Consider the following 23075-nt stretch of genomic DNA (forward strand, 5'->3'; position numbering starts at 1 on the left):
AGAACGACCGCGGCGCAGGGGCCTGTTCATGCCCTGGCACAGCGGTCACCCGGACTGGCGATAGGTCAGATCGATATGCAAGCAGATCAGGTTTTCGGCAGCGTGACACCGCGCTGGCCCTGATACTTGCCGCCGCGGTCGGCGTACGACACGTCGCAGACTTCGTCGCTCTCGAAGAAGAGCACCTGCGCGACGCCCTCGTTCGCGTAGATCTTCGCGGGCAGCGGCGTCGTGTTCGAGAATTCGAGCGTCACGTAGCCTTCCCATTCGGGCTCGAACGGCGTCACGTTGACGATGATCCCGCAGCGCGCGTAAGTCGACTTGCCGAGGCACACCGTCAGCACGGTGCGCGGAATGCGGAAGTACTCGACGGTGCGCGCGAGCGCGAACGAGTTCGGCGGGATGATGCACACGTCGCCCTTGAAATCGACGAACGAGCCCTCGTCGAAGTTCTTCGGATCGACGATCGTCGAATTGATGTTCGTGAAGATCTTGAATTCGTCCGCGCAGCGGATGTCATAGCCGTAGCTCGACGTGCCGTAGCTGACGATCTTGCGGCCGTCCGCGGCGGCGCGAACCTGATCGGGCACGAACGGCTCGATCATCTTGTGCTCTTCGGCCATGCGCCGAATCCACTTGTCGGACTTGATGCTCATAAAAAGGCGCCGGAAAACGCTGCTATCGGGAAGGAAGCCGCCGGACGGTCCGGCGGCCACGAAAGGCGCACATTTTACGCGATCGCGAACGGACCGACTCGCGTCATTGCCGCACGACGCCGCACGCGAGCGCGGGGCCCGCGCCGTGCTGCGGGAACGCCGGATCGCCCGGATCGCGATGGACGAGCACCGAGCGGCCGAGCACCGAGCGCACGCCGTCGAGCGCGAGGTCCGGCGCGGTGATGAACCCCGCCGCGACGCCGTTCGCGTCCGCATGGATGTTGCCGAGGTCGCCGCCGACGCGCGCGCCCGCGCGCAGCCGGTCGGCCGCGGGCGCGAACACCGCGCCCGCGCTCGAGCCGTCGGCGGCGTTGCAGTCGCCGCGCTCGTGAACCTGCAACGCGTGGTCGCTGTTGGGCGGCAGGCCCGCGAAGTTGTACGTGACCTGCACGCCGTCCGGGCGTTCGGCGAGCGTCACCGTGCCGCGCGCCTGGCTGCCGACGGTCGGCTGGAGCAGCGCGTCGGCGCGCTTTTCGTGTTGCGATGCAAAAGTAGTGCAGCCGGCCAAAAGGCCGATGGCGGCCAGGACGAGCGGCGCATTGAGCGCGAGCCACCCCGGCACGCCGTCGAGTCGTCGTTTCATGCGATCCTCATGCCGGGCGAAACGCTCGGGCGAGCGCCCGCCGGGCCGGTAAAGGGGACCTTCGGGAAAGTCGTCATGATACCGTGACTCGCGGCGCCGCAAACACCGCCCGACGCGGGCCGGCGCGGGATTTTACGTATTTTGAACAACGATCGTCGGAAACTTCGACGACATGTCCCGCGCGCGCTCGGCGATCGCGATCGCAACGCCGCGCGCGATCGCGCGGTAGCGCTCGGCGAGCGCGCCGTTCGGGTCCGCCACGACGCTCGGCGCGCCGCTGTCCGCCTGCTCGCGAATCCGGATGTCGAGCGGCAGGCTGCCGAGCACGGCGACGCCGTATTCCTGCGCCATCCGCTCGGCGCCGCCCGCGCCGAACACATGCTCCTCGTGCCCGCAGTTCGAGCACACGTGGATGCTCATGTTTTCGACGATGCCGAGAATCGGAATATTGACCTTCTCGAACATCTTGAGGCCCTTCTTCGCGTCGAGGAGCGCGATGTCCTGCGGCGTCGTGACGATCACGGCGCCCGTCACCGGCACGCGCTGCGCGAGCGTCAACTGGATGTCACCCGTGCCGGGCGGCATGTCGACGATCAGGTAGTCGAGATCGCGCCAGTTGGTCTGGCGCAGGAGCTGCTCGAGCGCCGACGTCGCCATCGGGCCGCGCCACACCATCGGGTTGTCCTCGCCGACCAGAAAGCCGATCGAGTTCGCCTGCAGCCCGTGGCCGACGAGCGGGTTCATCGACTTGTTGTCGGGCGATTCGGGCCGCTCGTGGATGCCGAGCATCGTCGGCAGCGACGGGCCGTAGATGTCGGCGTCGAGGATGCCGACCGATGCGCCCTCCGCCGCGAGCGCGAGCGCGAGATTCACGGCCGTCGTGCTCTTGCCGACGCCGCCCTTGCCGGACGCGACCGCGACGATGTTCTTCACGTTCGGCAACAGTTGCACGCCGCGCTGCACCGCATGCGCGACGATTTCCTGCGACACGTCGACGCGCGCGCTCCGCACGCCCGGCACTGCGGCAAGCGCGGCCAGGACGCGCGCGCGCGCGTCGTCGAACTGGCTCTTCGCCGGATAGCCGAGCACGACGCCGGCGGACACGGCGTCGCCGTCGATCGCCACGTTGCGGATGCCGCGGTGCGCCGCATACGGGCGGCCGGTGTTCGGGTCGACGACTGCCGCGAGTGCGGCGTCGACGAGCGCCCTGTCGATACTCATCGAAACTCCGTGGGAACGTCGCTCAAAATCGCCCAAAAGGTCAATAATCTTCAAATATCCGGGCGTAAAGCGAGAAAAGTGAAAGAATTTATTGCACGCCATTGCGCAAAGCCGACTTGCGGCGCAATCTTCGCGGGCGGCGCGCATCGGGGCCACATCGGTGGCCACACCGCCTATATTGTAGAGGCTGGGGCGCGCTCGATCCGAACAGCCATCCTGGCGAACGGGGCTTGTCGCGATGGCGACGGGCCCTTGACCGGACGCCGGACGGATCGGGGCGTTCGCGCGCCCGCATGATCGTCGGCGCGCGGGCCGCCCCCGCCGAAAGAGCAGTTCTTTTTTTGTTCTTGTCGAGTCACTCAAGAGAGGAAACCAAGATGAATACCAAAATCGCGACGCGCTTGTCCGTATTCGCTCTCGCCGGCGCCCTGCTGGCGGGCTGCGCGACCCAGCAAGGCACCAACACGGCTGTCGGCACCGGCACGGGCGCCGCGCTCGGCGCGGGCATCGGCGCGCTGGCTGGCGGCGGCAAGGGCGCGGCGATCGGCGCCGGCGTCGGCGCGCTCGTCGGCGGCGTGACGGGTTACAACTGGCAAGCGATCAAGAACAAGCTCGCGCCGTCGGCGCAGCAGACGGGCACGCAGGTCACCGAGCAGCCGGATGGCTCGCTCAAGCTGAACGTGCCGAGCTCGGTCACGTTCGCGACCAACCAGTACGCGGTCACGCCGGCCTTCACGCCGCTCCTGAACGACCTCGCGACGACGCTGAACCAGAACCCGCAGATCACCGCGTCGGTCGTCGGCTACACCGACAGCACGGGCTCGGCCGCGTACAACCAGACGCTGTCGCAGAATCGCGCGCAGAGCGTCGTGAACGCGCTCTCGCAACGCAGCGTGGCGGCGAGCCGCCTGTCCGCGCAGGGCATGGGCGCATCGAACCCGATCGCCGACAACGCGACGGAAGCCGGCCGCGCGCAAAACCGCCGCGTCGAGATTTACCTGCGCGCACCGCAAGCGGCACAGTAAATCCGACCGACTCGGAGAATGGCGCGCCGAGCCCCGCCGCACAAGGCTTTCGAGGCGATTCGTAACAACTCGAAAAAATTTTCGAACTTCTTGCGAGCGGCGTAGTCTCTCTTTACGGTACGTGACTGGTGCTGCCGGCGCGTCACCATTCTCCTCTTGTCGTTGTTGCTCCGGGGCAAAGTCCGCCCCGGTTTTTTTTGCCCGCACGCAGCCTGGCTGCAGCGCAATATTTCTTCTGCCGCGCCAGCGCTGCCCGGCACCGAATCGCCGGCGTCAATCTAGCCGTCCCGCCCCAATCTTTCAATCCGCAAGTCATCATGCTTCGTGACATGCGGCCGAAGCAGCCGATGCGCCGCCGTCGCGCGCGGGATCGCAACCCCGCGCGACGGGCGCAACCGCGCGCGGCCCGCCCGCACATCGGCAGGCGGCCGCCCTGCTAGAATCGCAGTTTCCCTACGATTTTCCGCAAGCAGTCCCTTCAGAGACCCTATGTCCGCATCCGACCTCACCTCCGTGCAGGCCGGCGCGCCGCAAGGCCGCCGCCAGATCCTCGTCACGTCCGCGCTGCCCTATGCGAACGGGCAGATTCACATCGGCCACCTGGTCGAGTACATCCAGACCGACATCTGGGTGCGGACGATGCGAATGCACGGTCACGAGATCTACTACATCGGCGCGGACGACACGCACGGCACGCCCGTCATGCTGCGCGCCGAGCAGGAAGGCGTGAGCCCGAAGCAACTGATCGAGCGCGTGTGGCGCGAGCACAAGCGCGATTTCGACAGCTTCGGGGTTTCGTTCGACAACTTCTACACGACCGACTCGGACGAGAACCGCGTGCTGAGCGAGAAGATCTATCTCGCGCTGAAGGAAGCGGGCTTCATCGCCGAGCGCGAGATCGAGCAGGCTTACGACCCCGTCAAGGAGATGTTCCTGCCGGACCGCTTCATCAAGGGCGAGTGTCCGAAGTGCCACGCGAAGGACCAGTACGGCGACAGTTGCGAAGTGTGCGGCACGACCTACCAGCCGACGGATCTCATCCATCCGTATTCGGTCGTCTCGGGCGCCGCGCCCGTGCGCAGGACGTCGACGCACTACTTCTTCCGCCTGTCCGATCCGCGCTGCGAGGCGTTCCTGCGCGAATGGGTGAGCGGCCTCGCGCAGCCCGAAGCGACCAACAAGATGCGCGAATGGCTCGGCGACGCGGGCGAAGCGAAGCTCGCCGACTGGGACATCTCGCGCGACGCGCCGTACTTCGGCTTCGAGATCCCCGGCGCGCCCGGCAAGTATTTCTACGTGTGGCTCGACGCGCCCGTCGGCTACTACGCGAGCTTCAAGAACCTGTGCGAGCAGCGCGGCATCGATTTCGACGCGTGGATCAACAAGGATTCGACGACCGAGCAGTATCACTTCATCGGCAAGGACATCCTGTACTTCCACACGCTGTTCTGGCCCGCGATGCTCGAGTTCTCGGGCCACCGCACGCCGACCAACGTGTTCGCGCACGGCTTCCTGACGGTGGACGGCGCGAAGATGTCGAAGTCGCGCGGCACGTTCATCACCGCGCAGAGCTACATCGACACGGGCCTGAACCCCGAATGGCTGCGCTACTACTTCGCCGCGAAGCTGAACGCGACGATGGAAGACATCGACCTGAACCTCGAGGACTTCCAGGCGCGCGTGAACAGCGACCTCGTCGGCAAGTACGTGAACATCGCGAGCCGCGCGGCCGGCTTCCTGATCAAGCGCTTCGACGGCCGCGTGCAGGCGAGCGCAATGAATCATCCGCTCGTCGCGACGCTGCGCGACGCGATTGCGCAGATCGCCGCGCACTACGAGGCGCGCGAGTACGGCCGCGCGCTGCGCCAGACGATGGAGCTCGCGGATGCGGTCAACGGTTACGTCGACACCGCGAAGCCGTGGGAGCTCGCGAAGGACCCCGTGAACGCGGTCGCGCTGCACGAAACCTGCAGCGTGAGCCTCGAGGCGTTCCGCCTGCTGTCGCTCGCGCTCAAGCCCGTGCTGCCGCGCGTCGCGGAAGGCGTCGAGGCGTTCTTCGGCATCGCGCCGCTTACATGGGCCGACGCGGGCAAGCCGCTGTCGTCCGAGCAGCCGATCCGCGCATATCAGCACCTGATGACCCGCGTCGATCCGAAGCAGATCGACGCGCTCCTCGCGGCGAACCGCGGCTCGCTGCAGCGCGCGGCCGCCGCCGCGGCCGACGCGGGCGCGGGCGCGACGAACGGGAAAAGCGCGAAGGCCGCGAATGCGGCGAGCGCGGCGAGCGCTGGCGACGGCGCATCGCCGATCATCTCGATCGACGATTTCGCGAAGATCGATCTGCGCATCGCGAAGATCGTCGCGTGCCAGGCGGTCGAAGGCTCGGACAAGCTGCTGCAGCTCACGCTCGACGTCGGCGAGGAGAAGACCCGCAACGTGTTCTCGGGCATCAAGTCCGCGTACCAGCCCGAGCAGCTCGTCGGCAAGCTGACGGTGATGGTCGCGAACCTCGCGCCGCGCAAGATGAAGTTCGGCCTGTCCGAAGGGATGGTGCTCGCCGCATCGGCGGCTGACGAGAAGGCCGAGCCGGGCCTCTACATTCTCGAGCCGCACGGCGGCGCGAAGCCTGGCATGCGCGTGAAGTAAGCGCGCGACGCCGATGCGCGCGAACGTCACGGCTTCACGCCCGTCACGAGGCTGAAATACCCGGAATCGTCTCGATCGCCATCCGGCGGCGGCGAGCGGCCCGCCCTTGTCGTCGCGAGATACAGCACCTCGTGCAGCACGATGCGCCCGCCACACGGCAGCGCATCGAAGCTCTTGCGCACGAGCGCCGCGCTCCTGTCGGCCGGCCAGCCGTGAAAGATGTTCGAGTAGAAATGCAGATCGGCCGCAGGGAACGGATCGCGCCACATGTCGCCCGGATGCAGCGCCACGCGCTCGCGCCAGCGCGCAGCGACGGCCACGCCGACAGCGCGCCGACCGCGTTCGCGCCCGAGCCGCCGCCGACGTCGAGCATCACGCGATGCCGCGCGAGGTCGAGCTTGGTCGGCCACGCCAGCGCGTGTGACGCGCTCAGGCTTTCCATCGCGCGCATGAAACGCATGCCGAGCGCGACCGACGCGTTGACGAGCGCCTCGGCGGGCCGCCGCGCAAGGCCGAGCGCGGCGCCGATTTCGTCGAGCGTGCGCGGGCCCTCGCCCAGCCGCTCGAACAGGCCCAGCCGATGCGCGATCAGCATCGCCGGATAGACGAACAGATTCGTCGCGACGTCGAATACGGCGGCGGCGTCGTAGCGCGGGAGTGCGTGCGTCATGGCGTTTCCACCGAGACGGACGGCGCGCCGACGCGGGCGATCTCGCCTGCCGCTTCGTGCGTCCACGCGGCGAACGCGTCGAACACCCGGTCGACGGGCGCGACGCAGCGCCGCCGCTTCGCAGCGTCGAGCTCGATGCCGCTCAATTGCGCATGCTCGCGCGCGAAGTGATACGCGCCCACGTAACGCAGCTCGCGCCCCGTCTGCGCCTGTACCTCGTCGGCGAGCCGCGTCGTCAGCGCGAGCAGCACGTTGCCGGTTTCCTCGATCGCCTCGACGATCGCGCACAGCTCGTACATCGGCAAACGGCATCGGTGCGTGTCGTCGTTCCACAGCGCGCGCAGCGCATCCGTCATCGTGGTCTCGCGGCTCCAGCCGAGCCTCTCCAGATCCTTGAGAAGCCACCACGGCCAATGACGATCGTCTTCGCGCGTGTGCGCGTTGACGCGCGGCGGCAGGCGGTCGTCGCGCAGCGAGGCGAAAGCGGCAGCGTCGCGTACCGCTGCGTTCTGCGCATGATGTGGGTCAGCACGGTCATAGGTACGCGCCCTCGTATCGCCGCCGTTTCGTCGACGATATCTTTCGTCTGCATGACGAACGATCGCGGCGGCTGCCTGCGCACCGATCACGCACGCTGCGCCGTCACCACCAGCGATCGAAGCGCCGCGTGTAGTTGAGGTCGACGCCCTGGAACGTGCCGCCGTAAGCGGAGATCGCCCAGAACCGCGTCAGGTTGATCGTCGCCTTGAACGCGTTGCTCGCCGACTGCAGCCCCTGCTCATAGCCGAGCACGAAGCGCTCGTTGATCGCCTTCGACACGAGCACGACCTGCGGATCGGTCAGCCCGACGTCGCTGCGGCCGACCGACACTTCGTCCAGCCCGACCGTCTGCGCGACGCGCTTGCCGGTCGCGCTGCCGAGCAGCGCGAGCGCCGTCGTCATCGCGTTCTGCTGGCCGAGGTTGTTGCCCTGGTCGGTGCCGTGGCCGAACAGGAGCCACGACAGCTTCTCGTTGTCGTTCACGTTCGGCTCGGACACGAGCCTCACGGCCGGCGACTGCACAGTGCCCGTCACCTGCACGCCCGCCTCGACTTCCTGGTTGCGGCGCATCGCGAGGATGTTGATGCCCGGATTCGACACCGGCCCGTTGAACGTGAAGAAGCCGTTCTCGATCGCGAGCTTGCGGCCGAACGACGTGTACGTCGAGCCTTCCGTCACGCGCACGTTGCCGACCGCGCGCAGCGGCACGCCGGGCGCGCTCATCACGGTCACCGTGCCCGCGAGCCGCAGATCCGCGCCGTGGCCCTTAAAGCGGAAGTCGCGGCCGAGACCGATGTCGATGTTCGCGCGCGGCGCGAGCGACGGCGCGGGCTTCTCGGTCGCGGGCGCGGGCTTCGCGATCGCGGTGCCCGTCTTCGTCTCGCCGCGCTCGAGGCTGCCGGGGCGCACGATCACGACGTCGTCCGACAGGTGCGGCGCCGCCTCTTCGGGCAAGTCGAACAGCGCGCGGTCGACGGTGAACTTGCCGTTGATCGCGATGCCGCCGCGCGGCGCGTCGTTCCCGACGACCGCCTTGCCCGACAGCGACAGCTTGCGGTCCGGCGCCGCGAAGAGCTCGAGCTTGTCGGCGACGATGCTCGCCGTCAGATCCGGCTCGCTGCCGTCCAGCCGCACGCGGCCGATCGCGCGCAGCGTGCCGTCGCCGCCGTGGAACTCGACCTGCTGGAACTCGACGAGGTTCTCGGTCAGGTTCACGCGCACGATCCCCTCCTTCAACTGCACGCCCTGGTCGACGAGCGTCGCCGACAGGTTGTCGCCCGTCAGCGTGCCCGAGAGCTTCGGCTTCGCGGGCGTGCCGGCGACGGTCAGCTTCAGCGCCGCGCGCCCGTCGAGCAGATAGCTCGGCCCGAACAGGCCGCCCGTCGATTGCAGCGCGGGCACGTCCGCGTCGACGCGGCCCGCGAGCGGTCCGTCCTCGGCCACGCCGAACACGCCGTCGCGCAGCGCGAACGGCACCGCGACGTTCGCGTCGAACGTGCCGACGCGGCTCGCCTGCGCGTGCGCGGCCGCATTCAGCCGGTTGCCGGGCGCGAACGCCGCGCGCGCCGACAGATCGGTGATGCCGAACGAGGCGACGCCGCGTCCGGTCTCGATCGTCACGTCGCCGCTGCGGCGCTTGATCTGCGCGTGGCCCGCGGCCGCATCGCCGAGCGTGACGTCCCAGTCGCCGTCGAGAATCAGGTCGGTGCGCAGCGGCGAGCGCTTGCCCGTGAGCTCCGCGCGGATCTCGAGCGCGCGCGCGACCGACAGGTTCGTGATCGCGCCCGCGGTGCGCAGCTTGCCGCGCTCGAGCGCGAACGACGTCAGGTCGAGCGTCGCGCCTTCGACGGACAGCTTCGCCGCGCTCAGCGTCACGCGCTGCGCGCCCGCCGAGATCGTGAGCGGCGTGTCGAGCGAAATCGACGGCGTGCCGCGGTTCGACAGCCGCGTGACGGTGCCGTCCCAGCGCATTCCGTCGCGCGCGTCGACGACGCCTCCGTTCGCCGCGACCGCGAGATTGATCACGCGCCCTTCGGCGATGCCGACCGCGGTCGCCTCGAACGTGTGCTTCGCGCGCGTGCCGTTCAGGTGCGCGGATAGCGTCCTCAGGCTGACCGCGCCGAGCGCGATGTCGCTCGCGTCGGCGGTGAACACGAGCGCGCCCTTCGCGCCATCGCGAATGTTCGCGCGGCCTTGCGCCGCGCCGATCCGGTTCGAGCCGAACACGACGCCCGCCGCCGTGTAGTCGGCGACGACGTTCGGGTGTGCGAACGATCCCGTCAGCTCGCCGTTCGCGCGCACGAGGCCCGCGAGACCGAAACCGAGGCGCTCGAGCTGCGGCGCGTCGACATTGAAGCGCAGCCGGTCGCCGGGCGCGCCGAAGCTGCCGCGCAAGTCGACCTGGTTGCCCGCGATCGACAGGTTCGCGTTGCTCGGCAGGACCCGCGCGCCCGCCATGTGCACGGTGCCTTCGCCCGTCATCGGCAGGCCGTCGTAGACGCTGTCGCCGAGCCTGAACTGCACCTTCGTCGAGAAGCCGGGCGCGAGCGCGCCCGTGGCGGCGAGCGTGCCGTTCACGCGCGCCGTGCCCGCCCGTGGGGCAATCGCCGCGCCTTGCGCGGTCCGCGCGCCCTTCGCGCCCTTCGCGCCCTTGCCGCCGCCCGCCTTCGCGCCGGACGGCGCGCCGGCTGCCGCCAGCGCGAGCGGATCGAAGTCGACGAGCTTCGCCTTCAGGTCGTAAGTCGAGCGCGCGTCGTGCTCGAGCGCGCCCGCGAGTTCGATGCGCCCCTTGCCCGCCGTCACGCGCGCATCGGCGATCGTCGTCCGTTTCGCGTCGAGCCGGACCTTCGCCTTCGCGCCGAGCGCGAGCCTCGCGTCGGCGAGATCGAAGTCGATCGTCTGCGCGCCCGGCTCGAGCGCGACGCCGACGGGCCCCGCGAGCCGCATCGGCCGCAGCGCGGCGACGAACGCGTTCGGATCGAGATTCGCGACCTTCAGGTCGAATTTGCCGCGGCCGTTCGCGAGCGCGCCGCCGCCCGTCACGCTGCCGTCGCGGATCGTGCGCACGGCGAGCGCGTCGATGCGCTGCGCGTGCGCGTCGAGCCGCACGTTCGCGTGCGCTTCGACGAGCGGCAGCAGCGCGTCGCCGAGCGGGCCGGGCTTCGCGTTGACGATCGACACCGGCCCCGTGACGACGAACGCCTTCGGCGACGTCGGATCGGGCGCGGCGGGCTCGAGCTGCGCGCGCACCGCGAGATCGGCGACGGGCGCGCCGGGCGACAGCGCGCGCGGGTTCACGTGATCGAACACGAGCGACGCGCGCGTGAGCGGCACGGCCGAAAACGGCGCGGCCTCGACGTGCGCGCGGCCGGCGAGCTTCATCCCCGACGCATCGAGCTCCGCGACGAGCGCCTCGAGCGAGCCCGACACCCGCGCGCGCGCATCGACGCTCTCGCCCGAGAGCTTGCCCGCATAGGTCGCGCTGCCGTCGATCGCGAACGGACGCACGCCGTCGAGCCGCGCGTTCGCGGTGAGCGCGCCGAACGGCGTGTCGAGGCGCTCGAGCGTCGCATCGTGACGGCGGCCGTCGCTCGCGCCGCGAAAGATCAGGTTGTCGAGCTCGGTCGTCGAGCCGGCCTCGTGGATCAGCAGCTTGTCGAAGCGCAGATCGTCGATCGCGAGCTGCAGCGGCAATTGCAGATCCTTCGGCATCACCGTCGGCTGCGGCGGCGACGGCGCGACGCGCACGTCGATCGTGCCCGCGCGCAGCGACGCGATCGCGAAGCGCCACGGCGCGCGCGTGAGCGCCCAGCGCCCGGCGACGCGGTCGATCCTGACTTCGGTGCCCGAACCGTCCGGGCTCGTCCACGCGAGTTGCCTGATCCGCACGCCGGTTGCGAGCGCGCCGCCTTCGAGCGTGCCCGCGAGCCGCCCGCCGAGCAGCTTGACGGCCGCCTGCCACGCGAGCTGCGTGCCGCGCTCGGTCGTCGCGGCGGCGACGAGCGCGCCCGCCGTCGCGCAGACAAGCACGACGAGCGCGAGCGCCGCCCACGCGAGCGAAACGAGCGCGCGCGCGCCGGGCGAGCGGCGCGGCTTCGGCGCGGGCTCGCGCGGGCCGCCGGGCGCGCCGCCGTCCGGCGCGTCGGGAGGAATCGGTTCGGATACGTCCTTCGTCATGCCAAATGAAAAATCAGAATGCGATGCCGAGCGTCAGATACGGACGCACGCTCTTGTTCTTCAAGCCGTAAGCGAGATCGAAATTGACGGGGCCGACCGGGCTGCGCCAGCGCACGCCAAGCCCCGCGCCCGGATAGAACACCTTCTCGCCCCATGCGTCGGTCGCGGTGCCGATGTCGAAGAAGGTCGCCGCGCCCCAGTCGCGGTTGAACCAGTGCTGGTATTCGGCCGTGCCCGTCACCAGGTACTTGGTCGGCAGCACCGAGCCGTCGACGGAATGGCCGATGCTCTGGTAGCCGTAGCCGCGCACCGAGTTCGAGCCGCCCGCGCGAAACAGCAGCGACGCCGGCACGCCCGACGAGCCGCCGCTCGTGAACACGCCGCCCAGCTCCGCGCGAAACACGAACAGGTCGCGCTTGCCGATCGGCACGTATTGCTGGCCGCGCGCGTAGCCGCGGATGAACGTCTGGTCGGTCAGCACGCCCTTCACCGCGAAGCCGGCTTCCGCGTGGATCAGGTTGCCCGAGCGCGGGAACAGCGGATCGTCGACGTTGCGGCGCGTCCACGCCCATTGCGGGACGAGCGCGCGGCTCGTCGTCGGGCCGGCGCCGTTCTGGTCGAGCCGGTCCTGATAGAACATCAGCGAGTACGAGTAGTCGATGAACTGGCCGGTGCGCGTGCGCTGCGCGCCGATGCGCGCGCTGTAGATCCGCGTGTCCGATACGTTCGTGTTCGTGTACGACGCGAGGATGCTGTTGGTCCACGCGCGCGGCCCCGGCGGCATCGATAGCTGGACCTGCCCGTACTGCTGGATCTGGTCGACCCGCCCCGACACCGACAGCGGCCACGCGGCGCCGAACGTGTCGAGATACGTATAGGAACCCTGAATGTGCGGCCCCGTGTCGGTCGCGTAGCCGATCCCGCCGCGCACGCTGTTGTACGGGTATTCGCTCACCTTCACGTGAACGGGCGAATCGAGCGGGCGCGCGACGTCGTCGGAGACGTCGATCGCGACGCTCGCGTAGTACGGCGTGTTCTGCAGTTGCCGCTGCAGTTCGGTGATGCGTTTCGCGTCGTAGATCTCGCCCACCGCCAGCGGATTCACGTTGTGCACGATCTTTTCCGGATAGCGGCGCACGCCGGACACGTCAAGCGCGCCGATCGTAAACGTCGGTCCGCTGTCGAGCGTCACCGCGAGCGTCGCTTCTCGCGTGCGCGGATCGATGCGCGCCTCCGACGCGGTGATCTTCGCGCCGAGATAGCGGCGCGACTGCAGTTGCCTGAGCGCCGCGTTCTTCGCATCGTCCCAGCCGGACTGCGTAAACGGGTCGCCCGGCTTCAGCGAGAACGCAAGACGCGTCGCCGTCTCCTGCTTCGGGTCCTCGCTCGCGACCGGGCCGTCGAACTTCAGATCGACCGCGGACACCACCGTCTGCGCGCCCGGCTCGACCGACACCGTCACGCGGCGCTCGCCGCCCGTCGTGCGCACGTCGGTGCGCACGACGGGCGAGAAGTAGCCGGCCGTCGCGGCAAGCTCGCGCACCTGCTGCGGCGTCGCGGTCACGAGGAATTCGAACTGGTCTTCGCTCAGGTCCTCGCGCTTCGCGAAGCGGGCGATGTCGAGGTGCTGCTTGAGGAGGCTCCTGACCGAGCGCGGCGCGTCGATCTCGACCGCGTACTTCGCGAACGCGGGCGCCGCGAGCGTGGCCGCGCAGCCCGCGAGCAGCGCGCGCAGCCCGCGCCGCGCAAATGCGTGCCATCCGGGCGAGCGGCTCGGCGCGCCGCGCGCGCCGCGCGAAAAAGCATGCTGTCGTGGTGCCCGCCCTGCCAAACAAAACCTCCGCTGTAAGAATTTCGTCGGATCAAAGCCGTCATTTGAACACAGTGCGGTGCACGCGGAACGCGCTTTCGGACACATTGACGCATGACGCTCGCGCTTTCGACGCCGTTTGCCGCCGGCTGTTCCCCGCGTTGCGGTAAAATCCCGGCGATCGTACCCGCGGGCGCGCCGCGCCCGGCTCAGAACGGAAAGCCAAGCCATGCCGTACCAGTCCGACATCACGCAATTCCTGAACCAGTTGAAGCAGCAAAAGCCGACGCTCGAAGAAGAGCAGCGCAAGGGCCGCGCGCTGCTGTGGGACAAGCAGCCGATCGACCTCGAAGAGCGCGACGCGCAGCAGCGCGCGCGCGTGCGCCAGACGCCATACGTCTACTACCAGAACTTCTGACGCCGTGAGCGCCGCCGACGAGGCCAGCGCCAGCGCGCAGCCCGAGGACGCGATCGCCGCGCCCGCCGGCGCGGATTCGACGCCCGACACGGTCGACGGCGTCGCGGCGTTCGCTCGCCTGTACGGCGAGCCGCTCTTCAAGCTGCCGCAGGATCTGTACATCCCGCCGGACGCGCTCGAAGTCTTTCTCGAAACGTTCGAAGGCCCGCTCGATCTGCTGCTGTACCTGATCCGCAAGCAGAACTTCAACGTGCTCGACATCCCGATGGCCGAGGTCACCGCGCAGTATCTCGGCTACGTCGACCAGATCCGCGAGTCGAATCTGGAGCTCGCGGCTGAATACCTGCTGATGGCGGCGATGCTGATCGAGATCAAGTCGCGGATGCTGCTGCCCGTGAAGAAGGCGGACACGGGCGAGGAAGCGGAGGACCCGCGCGCCGAGCTCGTGCGGCGCCTGCTCGAATACGAGCAGATGAAGCTCGCCGCGCAGCGCCTCGATCAACTGCCGCAGCTCGGCCGCGACTTCCTGCGCGCCGAGGTGTACATCGAACAGAGCATCACGCCGCGCTTCCCCGACGTGAACGCCGACGACCTGCGCGCCGCGTGGGCCGACGTGCTCAAGCGCGCGAAGCTCGTCCAGCATCACAAGATCTCGCGCGAGGAGCTGTCGGTGCGCGAGCACATGAGCCTCATCCTGCGCAAGCTGCAGAACGCGCGCTTCATGGAGTTCGCCGATCTGTTCGACACGTCGCGCGGCGTGCCCGTCGTCGTCGTCAACTTCATCGCGATGCTCGAGCTCGCGCGCGAATCGCTCGTCGAGATCACGCAGGCCGAGCCGTTCGCGCCGATCTACGTGCGGCTCGCCTATCTGCCGGCTTGAGCGCGTTTCGCGCGGCGCTTGTGTGATTCGGCGCACGCGCCGGTCATTTCATCCGACGATTCAGGATTCGAGGCGTGACGGCGGCTTGCCGCGCGACGACACGCACCGGCACATTGCGATACGTCACGTTTGATGCCGCCATGCCGTGCAGGCTGACAAAGCGGTTACGTGCGTCGGCGCACGGATGCGCGAAATCCGATCGCGCCGTCGGCCTCGGCGAAACCGCGATCGCGGCCGCCCTTTCGGTCCCGCCCCATCTGTTCGCCGCCGCGTTGCCGCGCCTGCGCCGATCAAAGTGAACGATCGTGCTTTTATCGATGCGCCAAAACGGCAAATCCTCTACAATCGCCGACGCTCGACGCCCCATGCGTTCCGGCCACGACGATCCCGACCACGCCGCCTCGCGCGGCCAACGCGCGCACCGCGCGAGGAACCGCCAACTCATGAAAGTCATCAGCTCGATCCAGGAACTGCGCGACCAGCTACGCGGCCAGAACCGCACGGCGTTCGTGCCGACGATGGGCAACCTGCACGAGGGGCACCTGTCGCTGATGCGGCTCGCGCGCCAGCACGGCGATCCGGTCGTCGCGAGCATCTTCGTGAACCGGCTCCAGTTCGGCCCGAACGAGGACTTCGACAAATACCCGCGCACGCTGCAGGAAGACATCGAGAAGCTGCAGAAGGAAAACGTCTACGTGCTGTTCGCGCCGACCGAGCGCGACATGTACCCTGAGCCGCAGGAATATCGTGTGCAGCCGCCGCACGACCTCGGCGACATCCTCGAAGGCGAGTTCCGCCCCGGCTTCTTCACCGGCGTGTGCACGGTCGTCACGAAGCTGATGGCGTGCGTGCAGCCGCGCGTCGCCGTGTTCGGCAAGAAGGATTACCAGCAGTTGATGATCGTGCGGCGGATGTGCCAGCAGCTCGCGATGCCCGTCGACATCGTCGCGGCCGAGACCGTGCGCGACGCCGACGGCCTCGCGCTGTCGTCGCGCAACCGCTATCTGAGCGAAACCGAGCGCACGGAGGCGCCCGAGCTCGCGAAGACGCTCGCGCAGGTGCGCGACGCGGTGCTGGGCGGCGAGCGCGATCTCGCGGCAATCGAGCAGCGCGCGCTCGCCCGCCTCGCCGCGCGCGGCTGGAAGGCCGACTACGTGTCGATCCGCCGGCGCGCGAACCTCGTCGCGCCGACCGCGGCGCAACTCGAGGCGGGCGAGCCGCTCGTCGTGCTCACGGCGGCGAAGCTCGGCGCGACGCGCCTCATCGACAATCTGGAAATCTGACGGCCGGCCACGCGGCCGCCCGCCTTTCGTCTGGTAGCACCAAGGGAGCCATCATGCAGCGCCACATGCTGAAATCGAAGATCCACCGCGCGGCGGTCACGCACTGCGAGCTGCATTACGAGGGCTCATGCGCGATCGATGAGGATCTGCTCGACGCCGCGAACATCGTCGAGAACGAGCGGATCGACATCTGGAACATCAACAACGGCGAGCGCTTCTCGACGTACGCGATCAAGGGCGAGCGCGGCAGCGGGATGATCTCGCTGAACGGCTCGGCCGCGCGCCGCGCGCAACTGGGCGACCTCGTGATCATCGCCGCGTTCGCGATGATCGACGAGGCGGAGCTGAAGGCGGGCTGGAAGCCGAATCTCGTGTTCGTCGACGAAGACAACAAGATCAAGGGCAGCCGCGATCACGTGCCGACGCAGAACTGGACGTAAAGCGCCTACTTCTGCGCCCACTCGACGATCGGTCCCCACTGCTCGAGATCCTTGTCGACGCGGCTTTTCGCGACATCCCACAGGGTGAGGCCGTGCGCGGCGAGCTGCACGTAGTTCTGCGTATCGCGCAGATAGCCGAGCACCGGCATATCGAGCCCCTCGACGAAGCGGTGCAACTGCTCGGCCGAGCGCGTGCGCGCGTCGACCCGCATCCCGACGATCCCCACCTTGATCGCGCCCTTCCTCACCGCCTTCTCGCTCGCGAGGCGCTCGAGGAATTGCTGGGTCGCCAGGATATCGAACATCGACGGCTGCAACGGCACGATCACCTTGTCGGCGAACTCGAGCGCGACGCTCATCCGATTGCCGTGCAGGCCGGCCGGCGTATCGACGATCGCGTATTCGAGGCCGCGCGGCGGCTTCGACGGCGCATCGGGATCGAGCGCCCAGGTCTCGATCGCGGGCAGCCCGGCCGGCCGCAGGTCGAGCCATGCGTGCGCCGACTGCTGCCGGTCGAGATCGGCGAGCGCAACCCATGCGCCCTGCGCCGCGAAATACCCAGCCAGATTGGTGGACAGCGTGCTCTTGCCGACGCCGCCCTTCGGATTCGCCACCACGATCACCGTCATGAATTCCCCCGAAGAAGCCACGCGGCGCGACGCCTGGCACCGGCACCGCGCCGCGAAAAATGCGGATACAGGGAGCGATGATATCGGCAAATGCGTCCGCACCGAAACGGGTTTGTCCGGCGGCGCCCGAACGGACGGCGGCAAATCGACGCCGCGCGTAGCCGGCGCGCCAAGCGCCGCGCCGTGGCGAGGGCCGGCGTTGCGGCCGCCGCGGCTCGCCGCGCACGGGCGGCGGCGGCCGAACGCCGCTTACGCGGCCCGGCCGGCGACGCCGCGCGCGCCGCCGAGCGCGAACGCGCCGGCGCCGACGAGCGCCTGGACGACGAGCGTGACCGCCCAGAACGCCGGATACTCCCAGCCGCCGTGCGGCGCGGCGAAGCTCCAGCCGTTCGGGAAGTGCGTCATCGTCGCGCCGAGCATGAACGGCAGCAGCGCGAGCGACGCGAGCCGCACCCGCACGCCCGCAAGAAGCGCAAGGCCGCCGGCGAGCTCGACGAGCGTCGTCACATAAGCGAGCCAGCCCGGCAGGCCGACCGATGCGAAAAACTGCGCGGTGCCGGGCAGCGTGAACACGAAGACCTTCTGCGCGACGTGCGCGAGGTACAGCACGCCGAGCGCGACGCGCAGCAACGCGGCGCCGGCGTCGTTCAAGCGGTTCGAATCCATGTTGGGTTCCTCGTTCGAAGTTTGAATGGAACGAACTTTATTCGAGTCGCTTTTGATGAAAAATAGCTCGTTTGGCCTAATTTATTTCCAAATGAGAACGAATTGCCAAGCGAGGGGCGAGCGAAAAATCAACGGGATCGCGCCCTTTGGCTGTCCGGGTTGCGTGCCGCGCCTCGCGCCTTGGCCTCCCGCCCGCGCGCGCCCATCACGCGAACGCCGCAAACACGCGATCGAGATCGAGGTGCTCGGCGAGCGTGTCGGCCAGCCGCTCGAGCGACGCCTCGCGCAGCGCCGGATAGTCGACCGGCTCCGCGCCGCCGAGCCCCGCCCATTCGAGCAGCGCCGAGCACGCCTGCGGCGTGTCGAAGAGCCCGTGAAGATAGGTCGCGAGAATCTGCCCGTCCGCCGACACCGCGCCGTCCGGCCGCTCGCCGTCCGGCCCCGCGAGCGCGAGCGCTGGCGACGCAAGCGCCGGCCCTTCCGTCCGCCCCATGTGGATCTCGTAGCCGGAGACGCGCGCATCGCCACCGAACGCGAGCCGCCCCGTCGCGTTGACGAGCGTCTTCTCCGGCGTCAGCGTCGTCGCATAGTCGAGGAGGCCGAGGCCCGCGCTCGTCGCGCCCGCCACGCCCTCGACGCCGTGCGGATCGTCGAGCGTGCGGCCGAGCATCTGCATGCCGCCGCAGATGCCGATCACCTTGCCGCCGTAGCGCAGATGGCGCTTGACCAGCGCGTCCCAGCCCGCGTCGCGCAGCCACGCGAGATCGGCGAGCACGTTCTTCGAGCCGGGCAGGATCAGCAGATCGGCGTCGGGCGCGGGCCCGCTCTTCCAGTACGCGAAGTCGACGCGCGGATGCACGCGCAGCGCGTCGAAATCGGTGTGGTTGCTGATTCGCGGCAGCGCGGGCACGACCACCCGCAGCACGCTCGCGTCGCGCCGCGGCGCCGCCGTGCGCGCGCTCGCGGGCAGCATGTCCTCCGCATCGAGCGTGAGGCCGTGCAAATAGGGCAGCACGCCGAGCACGGGCTTGCCGGTCCGCGCCTCGAGCCAGCGCAGCCCCGGCTCGAGCAGCGCGGGATCGCCGCGAAAGCGGTTGATCACGAAGCCGCGCACGCGCGCGCGCTCGCTGTCCGACAGGCACGCGAGCGTGCCGACGAGATGCGCGAACACGCCGCCTCGGTCGATGTCGGCGACGAGCACGACCGGGCAGTCGACCGCTTCCGCGAATCCCATGTTCGCGATGTCGCCTTCGCGCAAGTTGATCTCGGCGGGACTGCCCGCGCCTTCGACGATCACCGCGTCGTACGCGCCGCGCAGCCGGCCGTAGGATTCGAGCACCGCCCGCATCGCGGTCGGCTTGTAGTCGTGATAGGCGCGCGCGGTCAGGTTCGCGCGCGCCTTGCCGTGGATGATCACCTGCGCGCCGCGATCGCCCGTCGGCTTCAGCAGCACCGGATTCAGGTCGGTGTGCGCATCGATGCCGGCCGCGAGCGCCTGCAGCGCCTGCGCGCGGCCGATCTCGCCGCCGTCCGCCGTCACCGCGCTGTTGAGCGCCATGTTCTGCGGCTTGAACGGCGCGACGCTTACGCCCGCGCGGCGCGCGAGCCGGCACAAGCCCGCGACGAGCGTGCTCTTGCCCGCGTCGGACGTCGTGCCCTGAATCATCAGCGCGCCGCGCGCACGGGCGGCGTTGGCGTTGGCGTTGGCGTTGGCGTTGGCGTTGGCGTTGGCGTTGGCGTTGGCGTTGGCGTTGGCGTTGGCGTTGGCGTTGGCAGTCATCGTGAACGAATCGCGCGACGCGCGGCGCGCGGCAAATGGCGAAAGCCGCATTATCGCGCGGCCCGTTACAATCACGCGATGACTCCGCGCGACCTCACCTTCGTTCTCGGCGGCGCGCGCTCGGGCAAGAGCGCGCACGCCGAACGGCTCGCCGCCGCCGGCGGGCGGCCCGTCACCTACATCGCCACCGCCCGCGTCGCCGACCGCGAATTCGCCGAGCGCATCGCGCATCATCGCGCGCGCCGGCCGGCCGACTGGGCGCTCGTCGAGGCGCCCGTCGAACTCGCGGCCGCGATCGCCCGGCTCGACGACGCGAACGCGTGCGTGCTCGTCGACTGCCTGACGCTCTGGCTCACGAACCTGCTCTGCCCGGCCGACGGCCCGGGCGTGGACGACGCGCGCTGCGGCGCGCACGTCACCGAGCTCGAAGCGGCGCTGCGCGCGAGCCGCGCGCAGGTGATCGTCGTCAGCAACGAGATCGGCTTCGGCGTCGTGCCGCTCGGCGAGGAAACGCGCCGCTTCGTCGATACGCTCGGCCGCGTCAACCAGCGCATCGCGGCGCTCGCGACGCGCGTGACGCTGTGCGTGGCCGGCCTGCCCGTCACGATCAAGCACGAGGGCGCGCCGCGATGCTGATCCTGTCGCTGCCCGCCGTCGCCTTCCTCGCGGTCGCCGGCTGCGTCGTCGACAAGCTCGTCGGCGAGCCGCGCACCGCGCATCCGCTCGTTGCGTTCGGCCGGCTCGCCGCGCGCGTCGAGCGCGCGCTCAATACCGGACGCCGCGGCCGGCTCGCGGGCCTCGCCGCGTGGCTCGCGGTCGTCGCGCCGCCCGTCGCGCTCGCCGCATGGCCCGTCGCGACGCTGCCGTGGCCGCTCGCCGCCGCGCTGCACGTCGCGCTGCTGTGGTTCGCGCTCGGCGCGCGCAGCCTCGCCGAGCACGTCGCGCCGATCGCCGCAGCGCTGCTGCGCCGCGACCTCGCGGCCGCGCGCATGCTGAGCTCGCGCATCGTGTCGCGCGACACGAGCGACGCCGACGAGGCCGCGCTCGCGCGCGCGGCGGTCGAATCTGCGCTCGAGAACGGCAACGACGCGATCTTCGGCGCGCTCTTCTGGTTCGCGCTCGCGGGCGGCCCGGGCGCGCTGCTGTTCAGGCTCGCGAACACGCTCGACGCGATGTGGGGCTATCGGACGCCGCGCTTCTCGCGCTTCGGCTGGGCGGCCGCGCGCATCGACGACGCGCTCAACTGGGCGCCCGCGCGCCTCACCGCGGCGAGCTACGCGCTCCTCGGCGACACCGCGAACGCGTGGCGCTGCTGGCGCGCGCAGGCGCGCCACTGGGACAGCCCGAACGCGGGCCCCGTGATGGCCGCGGGCGCGGGCAGCCTGAACGTCGTGATCGGCGGTCCCGCCGTCTATCACGGCGCGATCGAGGACCGTCCCGTGCTCGGCGCGGGCGAGCCCGCAGCGCCCGTGCACATCGCGGCCGCGCTGTCGCTCGTCGCGCGCACGATGATTCTCTGGCTCGCGCTGCTGATCGCGGGCGCGGCACTGTCGATCGCAACGCACCATGGCTGACTCACCGATCACGCACGGCGGCAATCTGCACGAAGCCGCCCTTCGCCACGGCATCCCGCGCGACGCGTGGCTCGATCTGTCGACGGGCATCAATCCGCACGGCTATCCGGTGCCGCCCGTGCCCGCCGACGCCTGGCGCCGGCTGCCCGAGGACGACGGCGCGCTCGCCGCGCACGCGGCGCGCTACTACGGCGCGCCGGGCGCCGCGCACGTGCTGCCCGTCGCGGGCAGCCAAGCGGCGATCCGCGCGCTGCCGGCGCTGTTCGCGCGCGGCACGGTCGGCGTCGCGCCGCTCGCATACAGCGAATACGCACCCGCGTTCGCGCGCCACGGCCATCCCGGCGCGCCGCTCGACTGCGGCAGCGACACGCTGCCCGCGGCGCTCACGTATGCGATCGTCGCCAATCCGAACAACCCTACCGCCGAGCGCGTCGATCGCGCGCGGCTGCTGCGCTGGCACGCGCAGCTCGTCGCGCGCGGCGGCGCGCTCATCGTCGACGAGGCGTTCGCGGATGCCGACACGCACGCGCACCCGAACGCGTCACTTGCGGCGGACACGCACCGCGACGGCCTCGTCGTGCTGCGCTCGGTCGGCAAGTTCTTCGGGCTCGCGGGCGTGCGCGCGGGCTTCGCGCTCGCCGCGCCCGCGCTGCTCGCGCGGCTGCGCGATGCGCTCGGCGCGTGGACCGTCAGCGGCCCGGCGCGCCACGCGGTGCTCGCCGCGTTCGCGGACACCGCGTGGCAGCGCGCGACGCGCGAGCGGCTCGCGCACGACAGCGCGCGCCTCGCCGCGCTGCTGCGTGCGAACGGCTTCGTCACGCACGCGACGCCGCTTTTCAGTTGGACCGCCGATCCGCGCGCGCACGCGCTGCACGACGCGCTCGCGGCGCGCGGGATCTGGACGCGCTACTTCGCGCACGCACCGAGCATGCGCATCGGGCTGCCCGCCGGCGAAGACGAATGGCGGCGGCTCGAATGCGCGCTCGCCGAATGCGTGCCGACGCTGCCCGTCGCGTCGACGCAGCCGTCCGGATCGACGAAACAAGATTGACGCCCATGCGCCTCGCCCTCTCCCGCACCGCCCTCGCGGCGACCGTCGCCGCAAGCGCCTGCGCGCTTCCAACCGCCGCCGCGCACGCGGACATCGCCGTCACCGACGACGCCGGCCACGCGATCACGCTCGCCGCGCCCGCGCAGCGCGTCGTGAGCCTCGCGCCGCACGTGACCGAGCTGATCTATGCGGCGGGCGGCGGCGCGAAGCTCGTCGGCGCGGTGTCGTACAGCGACTACCCGCCCGCCGCGAAGGCGATCCCGCGCGTCGGCTCGAACCAGGCGCTCGACCTCGAACGGATCGCGGCGCTCAAGCCGGACCTGATCGTCGTCTGGCGTCACGGCAACGCCGGACGCGAGACCGAGCGGCTGCGCGCGCTCGGCATCCCGCTCTACTTCAGCGAGCCGCGGCATCTCGACGACGTCGCCGCGTCGCTCGACAAGCTCGGCCTGCTGCTCGGCACGCGCGAGACCGCGTCGGCGGCGGCCGACGCGTACCGGCGGCGGATCGCGCAACTGCGCGCGCGCTACGCGGGCAAGCCGCCCGTGACGGTGTTCTTTCAGGCGTGGGACAAGCCGCTCATCACGCTGAACGGCGATCACATCGTCAGCGACGTGATCGCGCTGTGCGGCGGCCGCAACGTGTTCGCGCAACTGCAGCCGGTCGCGCCGTCCGTCACCGACGAAGCGGTGCTCGCGGCGAATCCGGAAGCGATCGTGACGACGGCGGCCGGCGCGACCCCGACGCGCGACGCGCTGCCCGACTTCGCGCGCTGGCGCGCGTGGCCCAGGCTGACCGCGGTCGCGCGAGACAATCTGTTCGCGATCGACGGCGACCTGCTGACGCGGCCCGCGCCGCGCATCGCGCAAGGCGCCGAGCAACTGTGCCGGGATCTCGACGTCGCGCGCGCGCGGCGGCCGAAGCCGTGAGCGCGGCGCGATGCGCGCTCACTGACTCACTCGAACGA

Annotated in this window: 19 protein-coding genes and 2 pseudogenes; 10 read left to right on the forward strand and 11 right to left on the reverse strand. The window is 69.9% G+C overall.

All coding sequences use genetic code 11. The features are described 5' to 3' along the window. Window positions 1-86 precede the first annotated feature (86 nt). The 3 genes from dcd to apbC form a co-directional block, all read right to left on the reverse strand. A complete protein-coding gene (gene dcd, locus AQ610_RS14140) occupies window positions 87-656 on the reverse strand; it encodes a dCTP deaminase (RefSeq protein WP_006024901.1) in 570 nt (189 codons plus the stop codon). A 103-nt stretch (window positions 657-759) separates the two neighbouring features. After that, entirely contained in the window at window positions 760-1299 is a 540-nt protein-coding gene (sodC, locus tag AQ610_RS14145; protein WP_006024900.1) for a superoxide dismutase [Cu-Zn], read from the reverse strand. A 132-nt stretch (window positions 1300-1431) separates the two neighbouring features. Continuing rightward, window positions 1432-2520 (reverse strand): iron-sulfur cluster carrier protein ApbC, encoded by a 1089-nt coding sequence (gene apbC / locus AQ610_RS14150; protein WP_006024899.1) that lies wholly within the window; start codon window positions 2518-2520, stop codon window positions 1432-1434. Window positions 2521-2897: 377 nt separating this feature from the next. On the opposite strand from apbC, the gene AQ610_RS14155 reads away from it, so the two are divergent. Together AQ610_RS14155 and metG are read left to right on the forward strand one after the other, a co-directional pair. After that, entirely contained in the window at window positions 2898-3545 is a 648-nt protein-coding gene (locus AQ610_RS14155) for a YiaD family glycine zipper/OmpA-like lipoprotein (RefSeq protein ID WP_009911587.1), read from the forward strand. 489 nt (window positions 3546-4034) lie between these two features. Then, window positions 4035-6191 carry a methionine--tRNA ligase gene (metG, locus tag AQ610_RS14160; RefSeq protein WP_006024897.1) on the forward strand — a complete coding sequence of 719 codons (2157 nt, stop codon included), beginning with the start codon at window positions 4035-4037 and terminating at the stop codon, window positions 6189-6191. Between the two features lie 78 nt (window positions 6192-6269). Here metG and AQ610_RS14165 read toward each other — a convergent pair. The 4 genes and pseudogenes from AQ610_RS14165 to AQ610_RS14180 form a co-directional block, all read right to left on the reverse strand. Further along, a pseudogene (locus AQ610_RS14165) lies at window positions 6270-6861 on the reverse strand (methyltransferase); the annotation flags it as partial. Then, window positions 6858-7453: pseudogene (locus AQ610_RS37390) on the reverse strand (hypothetical protein). The pseudogenes AQ610_RS14165 and AQ610_RS37390, both read right to left, overlap by 4 nt. Window positions 7454-7503: 50 nt before the next feature. Next, window positions 7504-11577, reverse strand: coding sequence for a translocation/assembly module TamB domain-containing protein (locus tag AQ610_RS14175; protein ID WP_006024894.1), 4074 nt, complete (start codon window positions 11575-11577; stop codon window positions 7504-7506). A gap of 13 nt (window positions 11578-11590) precedes the next feature. Beyond that, window positions 11591-13408: an autotransporter assembly complex protein TamA gene (locus tag AQ610_RS14180; RefSeq protein WP_006024893.1), complete on the reverse strand. Its 1818-nt coding sequence runs from the start codon at window positions 13406-13408 to the stop codon at window positions 11591-11593. 208 nt (window positions 13409-13616) lie between these two features. On the opposite strand from AQ610_RS14180, the gene AQ610_RS14185 reads away from it, so the two are divergent. After that, window positions 13617-13805, forward strand: a complete 189-nt coding sequence (locus tag AQ610_RS14185) for a DUF3460 family protein (protein ID WP_004193782.1) — start codon at window positions 13617-13619, stop codon at window positions 13803-13805. 4 nt (window positions 13806-13809) lie between these two features. After that, the gene (locus tag AQ610_RS14190; protein WP_006024892.1) at window positions 13810-14685 is read left to right on the forward strand and encodes a segregation and condensation protein A; all 876 of its coding nucleotides are present in this window, start codon (window positions 13810-13812) and stop codon (window positions 14683-14685) included. A 43-nt stretch (window positions 14686-14728) separates the two neighbouring features. Here AQ610_RS14190 and AQ610_RS14195 read toward each other — a convergent pair whose 3' ends face one another. Continuing rightward, window positions 14729-15139, reverse strand: a complete 411-nt coding sequence (locus tag AQ610_RS14195) for a hypothetical protein (protein ID WP_230479241.1) — start codon at window positions 15137-15139, stop codon at window positions 14729-14731. Between AQ610_RS14195 and panC the strand changes: the two genes are divergently transcribed. Next, window positions 15129-15968 carry a pantoate--beta-alanine ligase gene (gene panC, locus AQ610_RS14200; RefSeq protein ID WP_009911577.1) on the forward strand — a complete coding sequence of 280 codons (840 nt, stop codon included), beginning with the start codon at window positions 15129-15131 and terminating at the stop codon, window positions 15966-15968. The genes AQ610_RS14195 and panC overlap by 11 nt on opposite strands. A 53-nt stretch (window positions 15969-16021) precedes the next feature. Next, on the forward strand, window positions 16022-16408 hold the full coding sequence (gene panD, locus AQ610_RS14205; protein ID WP_009911576.1) for an aspartate 1-decarboxylase: 387 nt from the start codon (window positions 16022-16024) through the stop codon (window positions 16406-16408). 5 nt (window positions 16409-16413) lie between these two features. Here panD and AQ610_RS14210 read toward each other — a convergent pair whose 3' ends face one another. The 3 genes from AQ610_RS14210 to AQ610_RS14220 all read right to left on the reverse strand — a co-directional run bounded on the left by AQ610_RS14210 (window position 16414) and on the right by AQ610_RS14220 (window position 19534). Continuing rightward, the gene (locus AQ610_RS14210) at window positions 16414-17037 is read right to left on the reverse strand and encodes a ParA family protein (RefSeq protein WP_006024888.1); all 624 of its coding nucleotides are present in this window, start codon (window positions 17035-17037) and stop codon (window positions 16414-16416) included. A gap of 249 nt (window positions 17038-17286) precedes the next feature. After that, entirely contained in the window at window positions 17287-17703 is a 417-nt protein-coding gene (locus AQ610_RS14215) for a DoxX family protein (protein ID WP_006024887.1), read from the reverse strand. Window positions 17704-17908: 205 nt separating this feature from the next. Then, a complete protein-coding gene (locus AQ610_RS14220) occupies window positions 17909-19534 on the reverse strand; it encodes a cobyric acid synthase (RefSeq protein ID WP_009911573.1) in 1626 nt (541 codons plus the stop codon). 27 nt (window positions 19535-19561) lie between these two features. Here AQ610_RS14220 and cobU point away from each other — a divergent pair, with 27 nt between their 5' ends. Genes cobU through AQ610_RS14240 form a run of 4 tightly spaced genes read left to right on the forward strand, consistent with a single transcriptional unit; the run spans window position 19562 to window position 23037 of the window. Then, the gene (cobU, locus tag AQ610_RS14225; protein WP_006024885.1) at window positions 19562-20119 is read left to right on the forward strand and encodes a bifunctional adenosylcobinamide kinase/adenosylcobinamide-phosphate guanylyltransferase; all 558 of its coding nucleotides are present in this window, start codon (window positions 19562-19564) and stop codon (window positions 20117-20119) included. Further along, window positions 20113-21057, forward strand: a complete 945-nt coding sequence (cbiB, locus tag AQ610_RS14230) for an adenosylcobinamide-phosphate synthase CbiB (RefSeq protein ID WP_006024884.1) — start codon at window positions 20113-20115, stop codon at window positions 21055-21057. Before cobU ends, cbiB begins: the two co-directional genes overlap by 7 nt. Next, on the forward strand, window positions 21050-22108 hold the full coding sequence (gene cobD, locus AQ610_RS14235; protein WP_006024883.1) for a threonine-phosphate decarboxylase CobD: 1059 nt from the start codon (window positions 21050-21052) through the stop codon (window positions 22106-22108). Before cbiB ends, cobD begins: the two co-directional genes overlap by 8 nt. 5 nt (window positions 22109-22113) lie before the next feature. Then, on the forward strand, window positions 22114-23037 hold the full coding sequence (locus AQ610_RS14240; RefSeq protein WP_009911564.1) for a cobalamin-binding protein: 924 nt from the start codon (window positions 22114-22116) through the stop codon (window positions 23035-23037). The last annotated feature ends 38 nt before the right edge of the window (window positions 23038-23075 follow it).

The sequence above is a fragment of the Burkholderia humptydooensis genome (genome assembly GCF_001513745.1).
Taxonomy (GTDB): Bacteria; Pseudomonadota; Gammaproteobacteria; order Burkholderiales; family Burkholderiaceae; genus Burkholderia; species Burkholderia humptydooensis.

What these genes read in the sequence shown, in the direction of transcription:
- dcd (WP_006024901.1), bottom strand. Translation starts at nt 656, where the DNA reads ATGAGCATCAAGTCCGACAAGTGGATTCGGCGCATGGCCGAAGAGCAC.
- sodC (WP_006024900.1), bottom strand. Translation starts at nt 1,299, where the DNA reads ATGAAACGACGACTCGACGGCGTGCCGGGGTGGCTCGCGCTCAATGCG.
- apbC (WP_006024899.1), bottom strand. Translation starts at nt 2,520, where the DNA reads ATGAGTATCGACAGGGCGCTCGTCGACGCCGCACTCGCGGCAGTCGTC.
- AQ610_RS14155 (WP_009911587.1), top strand. Translation starts at nt 2,898, where the DNA reads ATGAATACCAAAATCGCGACGCGCTTGTCCGTATTCGCTCTCGCCGGC.
- metG (WP_006024897.1), top strand. Translation starts at nt 4,035, where the DNA reads ATGTCCGCATCCGACCTCACCTCCGTGCAGGCCGGCGCGCCGCAAGGC.
- AQ610_RS14175 (WP_006024894.1), bottom strand. Translation starts at nt 11,577, where the DNA reads ATGACGAAGGACGTATCCGAACCGATTCCTCCCGACGCGCCGGACGGC.
- AQ610_RS14185 (WP_004193782.1), top strand. Translation starts at nt 13,617, where the DNA reads ATGCCGTACCAGTCCGACATCACGCAATTCCTGAACCAGTTGAAGCAG.
- panC (WP_009911577.1), top strand. Translation starts at nt 15,129, where the DNA reads ATGAAAGTCATCAGCTCGATCCAGGAACTGCGCGACCAGCTACGCGGC.
- AQ610_RS14195 (WP_230479241.1), bottom strand. Translation starts at nt 15,139, where the DNA reads ATGACTTTCATGAGTTGGCGGTTCCTCGCGCGGTGCGCGCGTTGGCCG.
- panD (WP_009911576.1), top strand. Translation starts at nt 16,022, where the DNA reads ATGCAGCGCCACATGCTGAAATCGAAGATCCACCGCGCGGCGGTCACG.
- AQ610_RS14210 (WP_006024888.1), bottom strand. Translation starts at nt 17,037, where the DNA reads ATGACGGTGATCGTGGTGGCGAATCCGAAGGGCGGCGTCGGCAAGAGC.
- AQ610_RS14215 (WP_006024887.1), bottom strand. Translation starts at nt 17,703, where the DNA reads ATGGATTCGAACCGCTTGAACGACGCCGGCGCCGCGTTGCTGCGCGTC.
- AQ610_RS14220 (WP_009911573.1), bottom strand. Translation starts at nt 19,534, where the DNA reads ATGCGGCTTTCGCCATTTGCCGCGCGCCGCGCGTCGCGCGATTCGTTC.
- cobU (WP_006024885.1), top strand. Translation starts at nt 19,562, where the DNA reads ATGACTCCGCGCGACCTCACCTTCGTTCTCGGCGGCGCGCGCTCGGGC.
- cbiB (WP_006024884.1), top strand. Translation starts at nt 20,113, where the DNA reads ATGCTGATCCTGTCGCTGCCCGCCGTCGCCTTCCTCGCGGTCGCCGGC.
- cobD (WP_006024883.1), top strand. Translation starts at nt 21,050, where the DNA reads ATGGCTGACTCACCGATCACGCACGGCGGCAATCTGCACGAAGCCGCC.
- AQ610_RS14240 (WP_009911564.1), top strand. Translation starts at nt 22,114, where the DNA reads ATGCGCCTCGCCCTCTCCCGCACCGCCCTCGCGGCGACCGTCGCCGCA.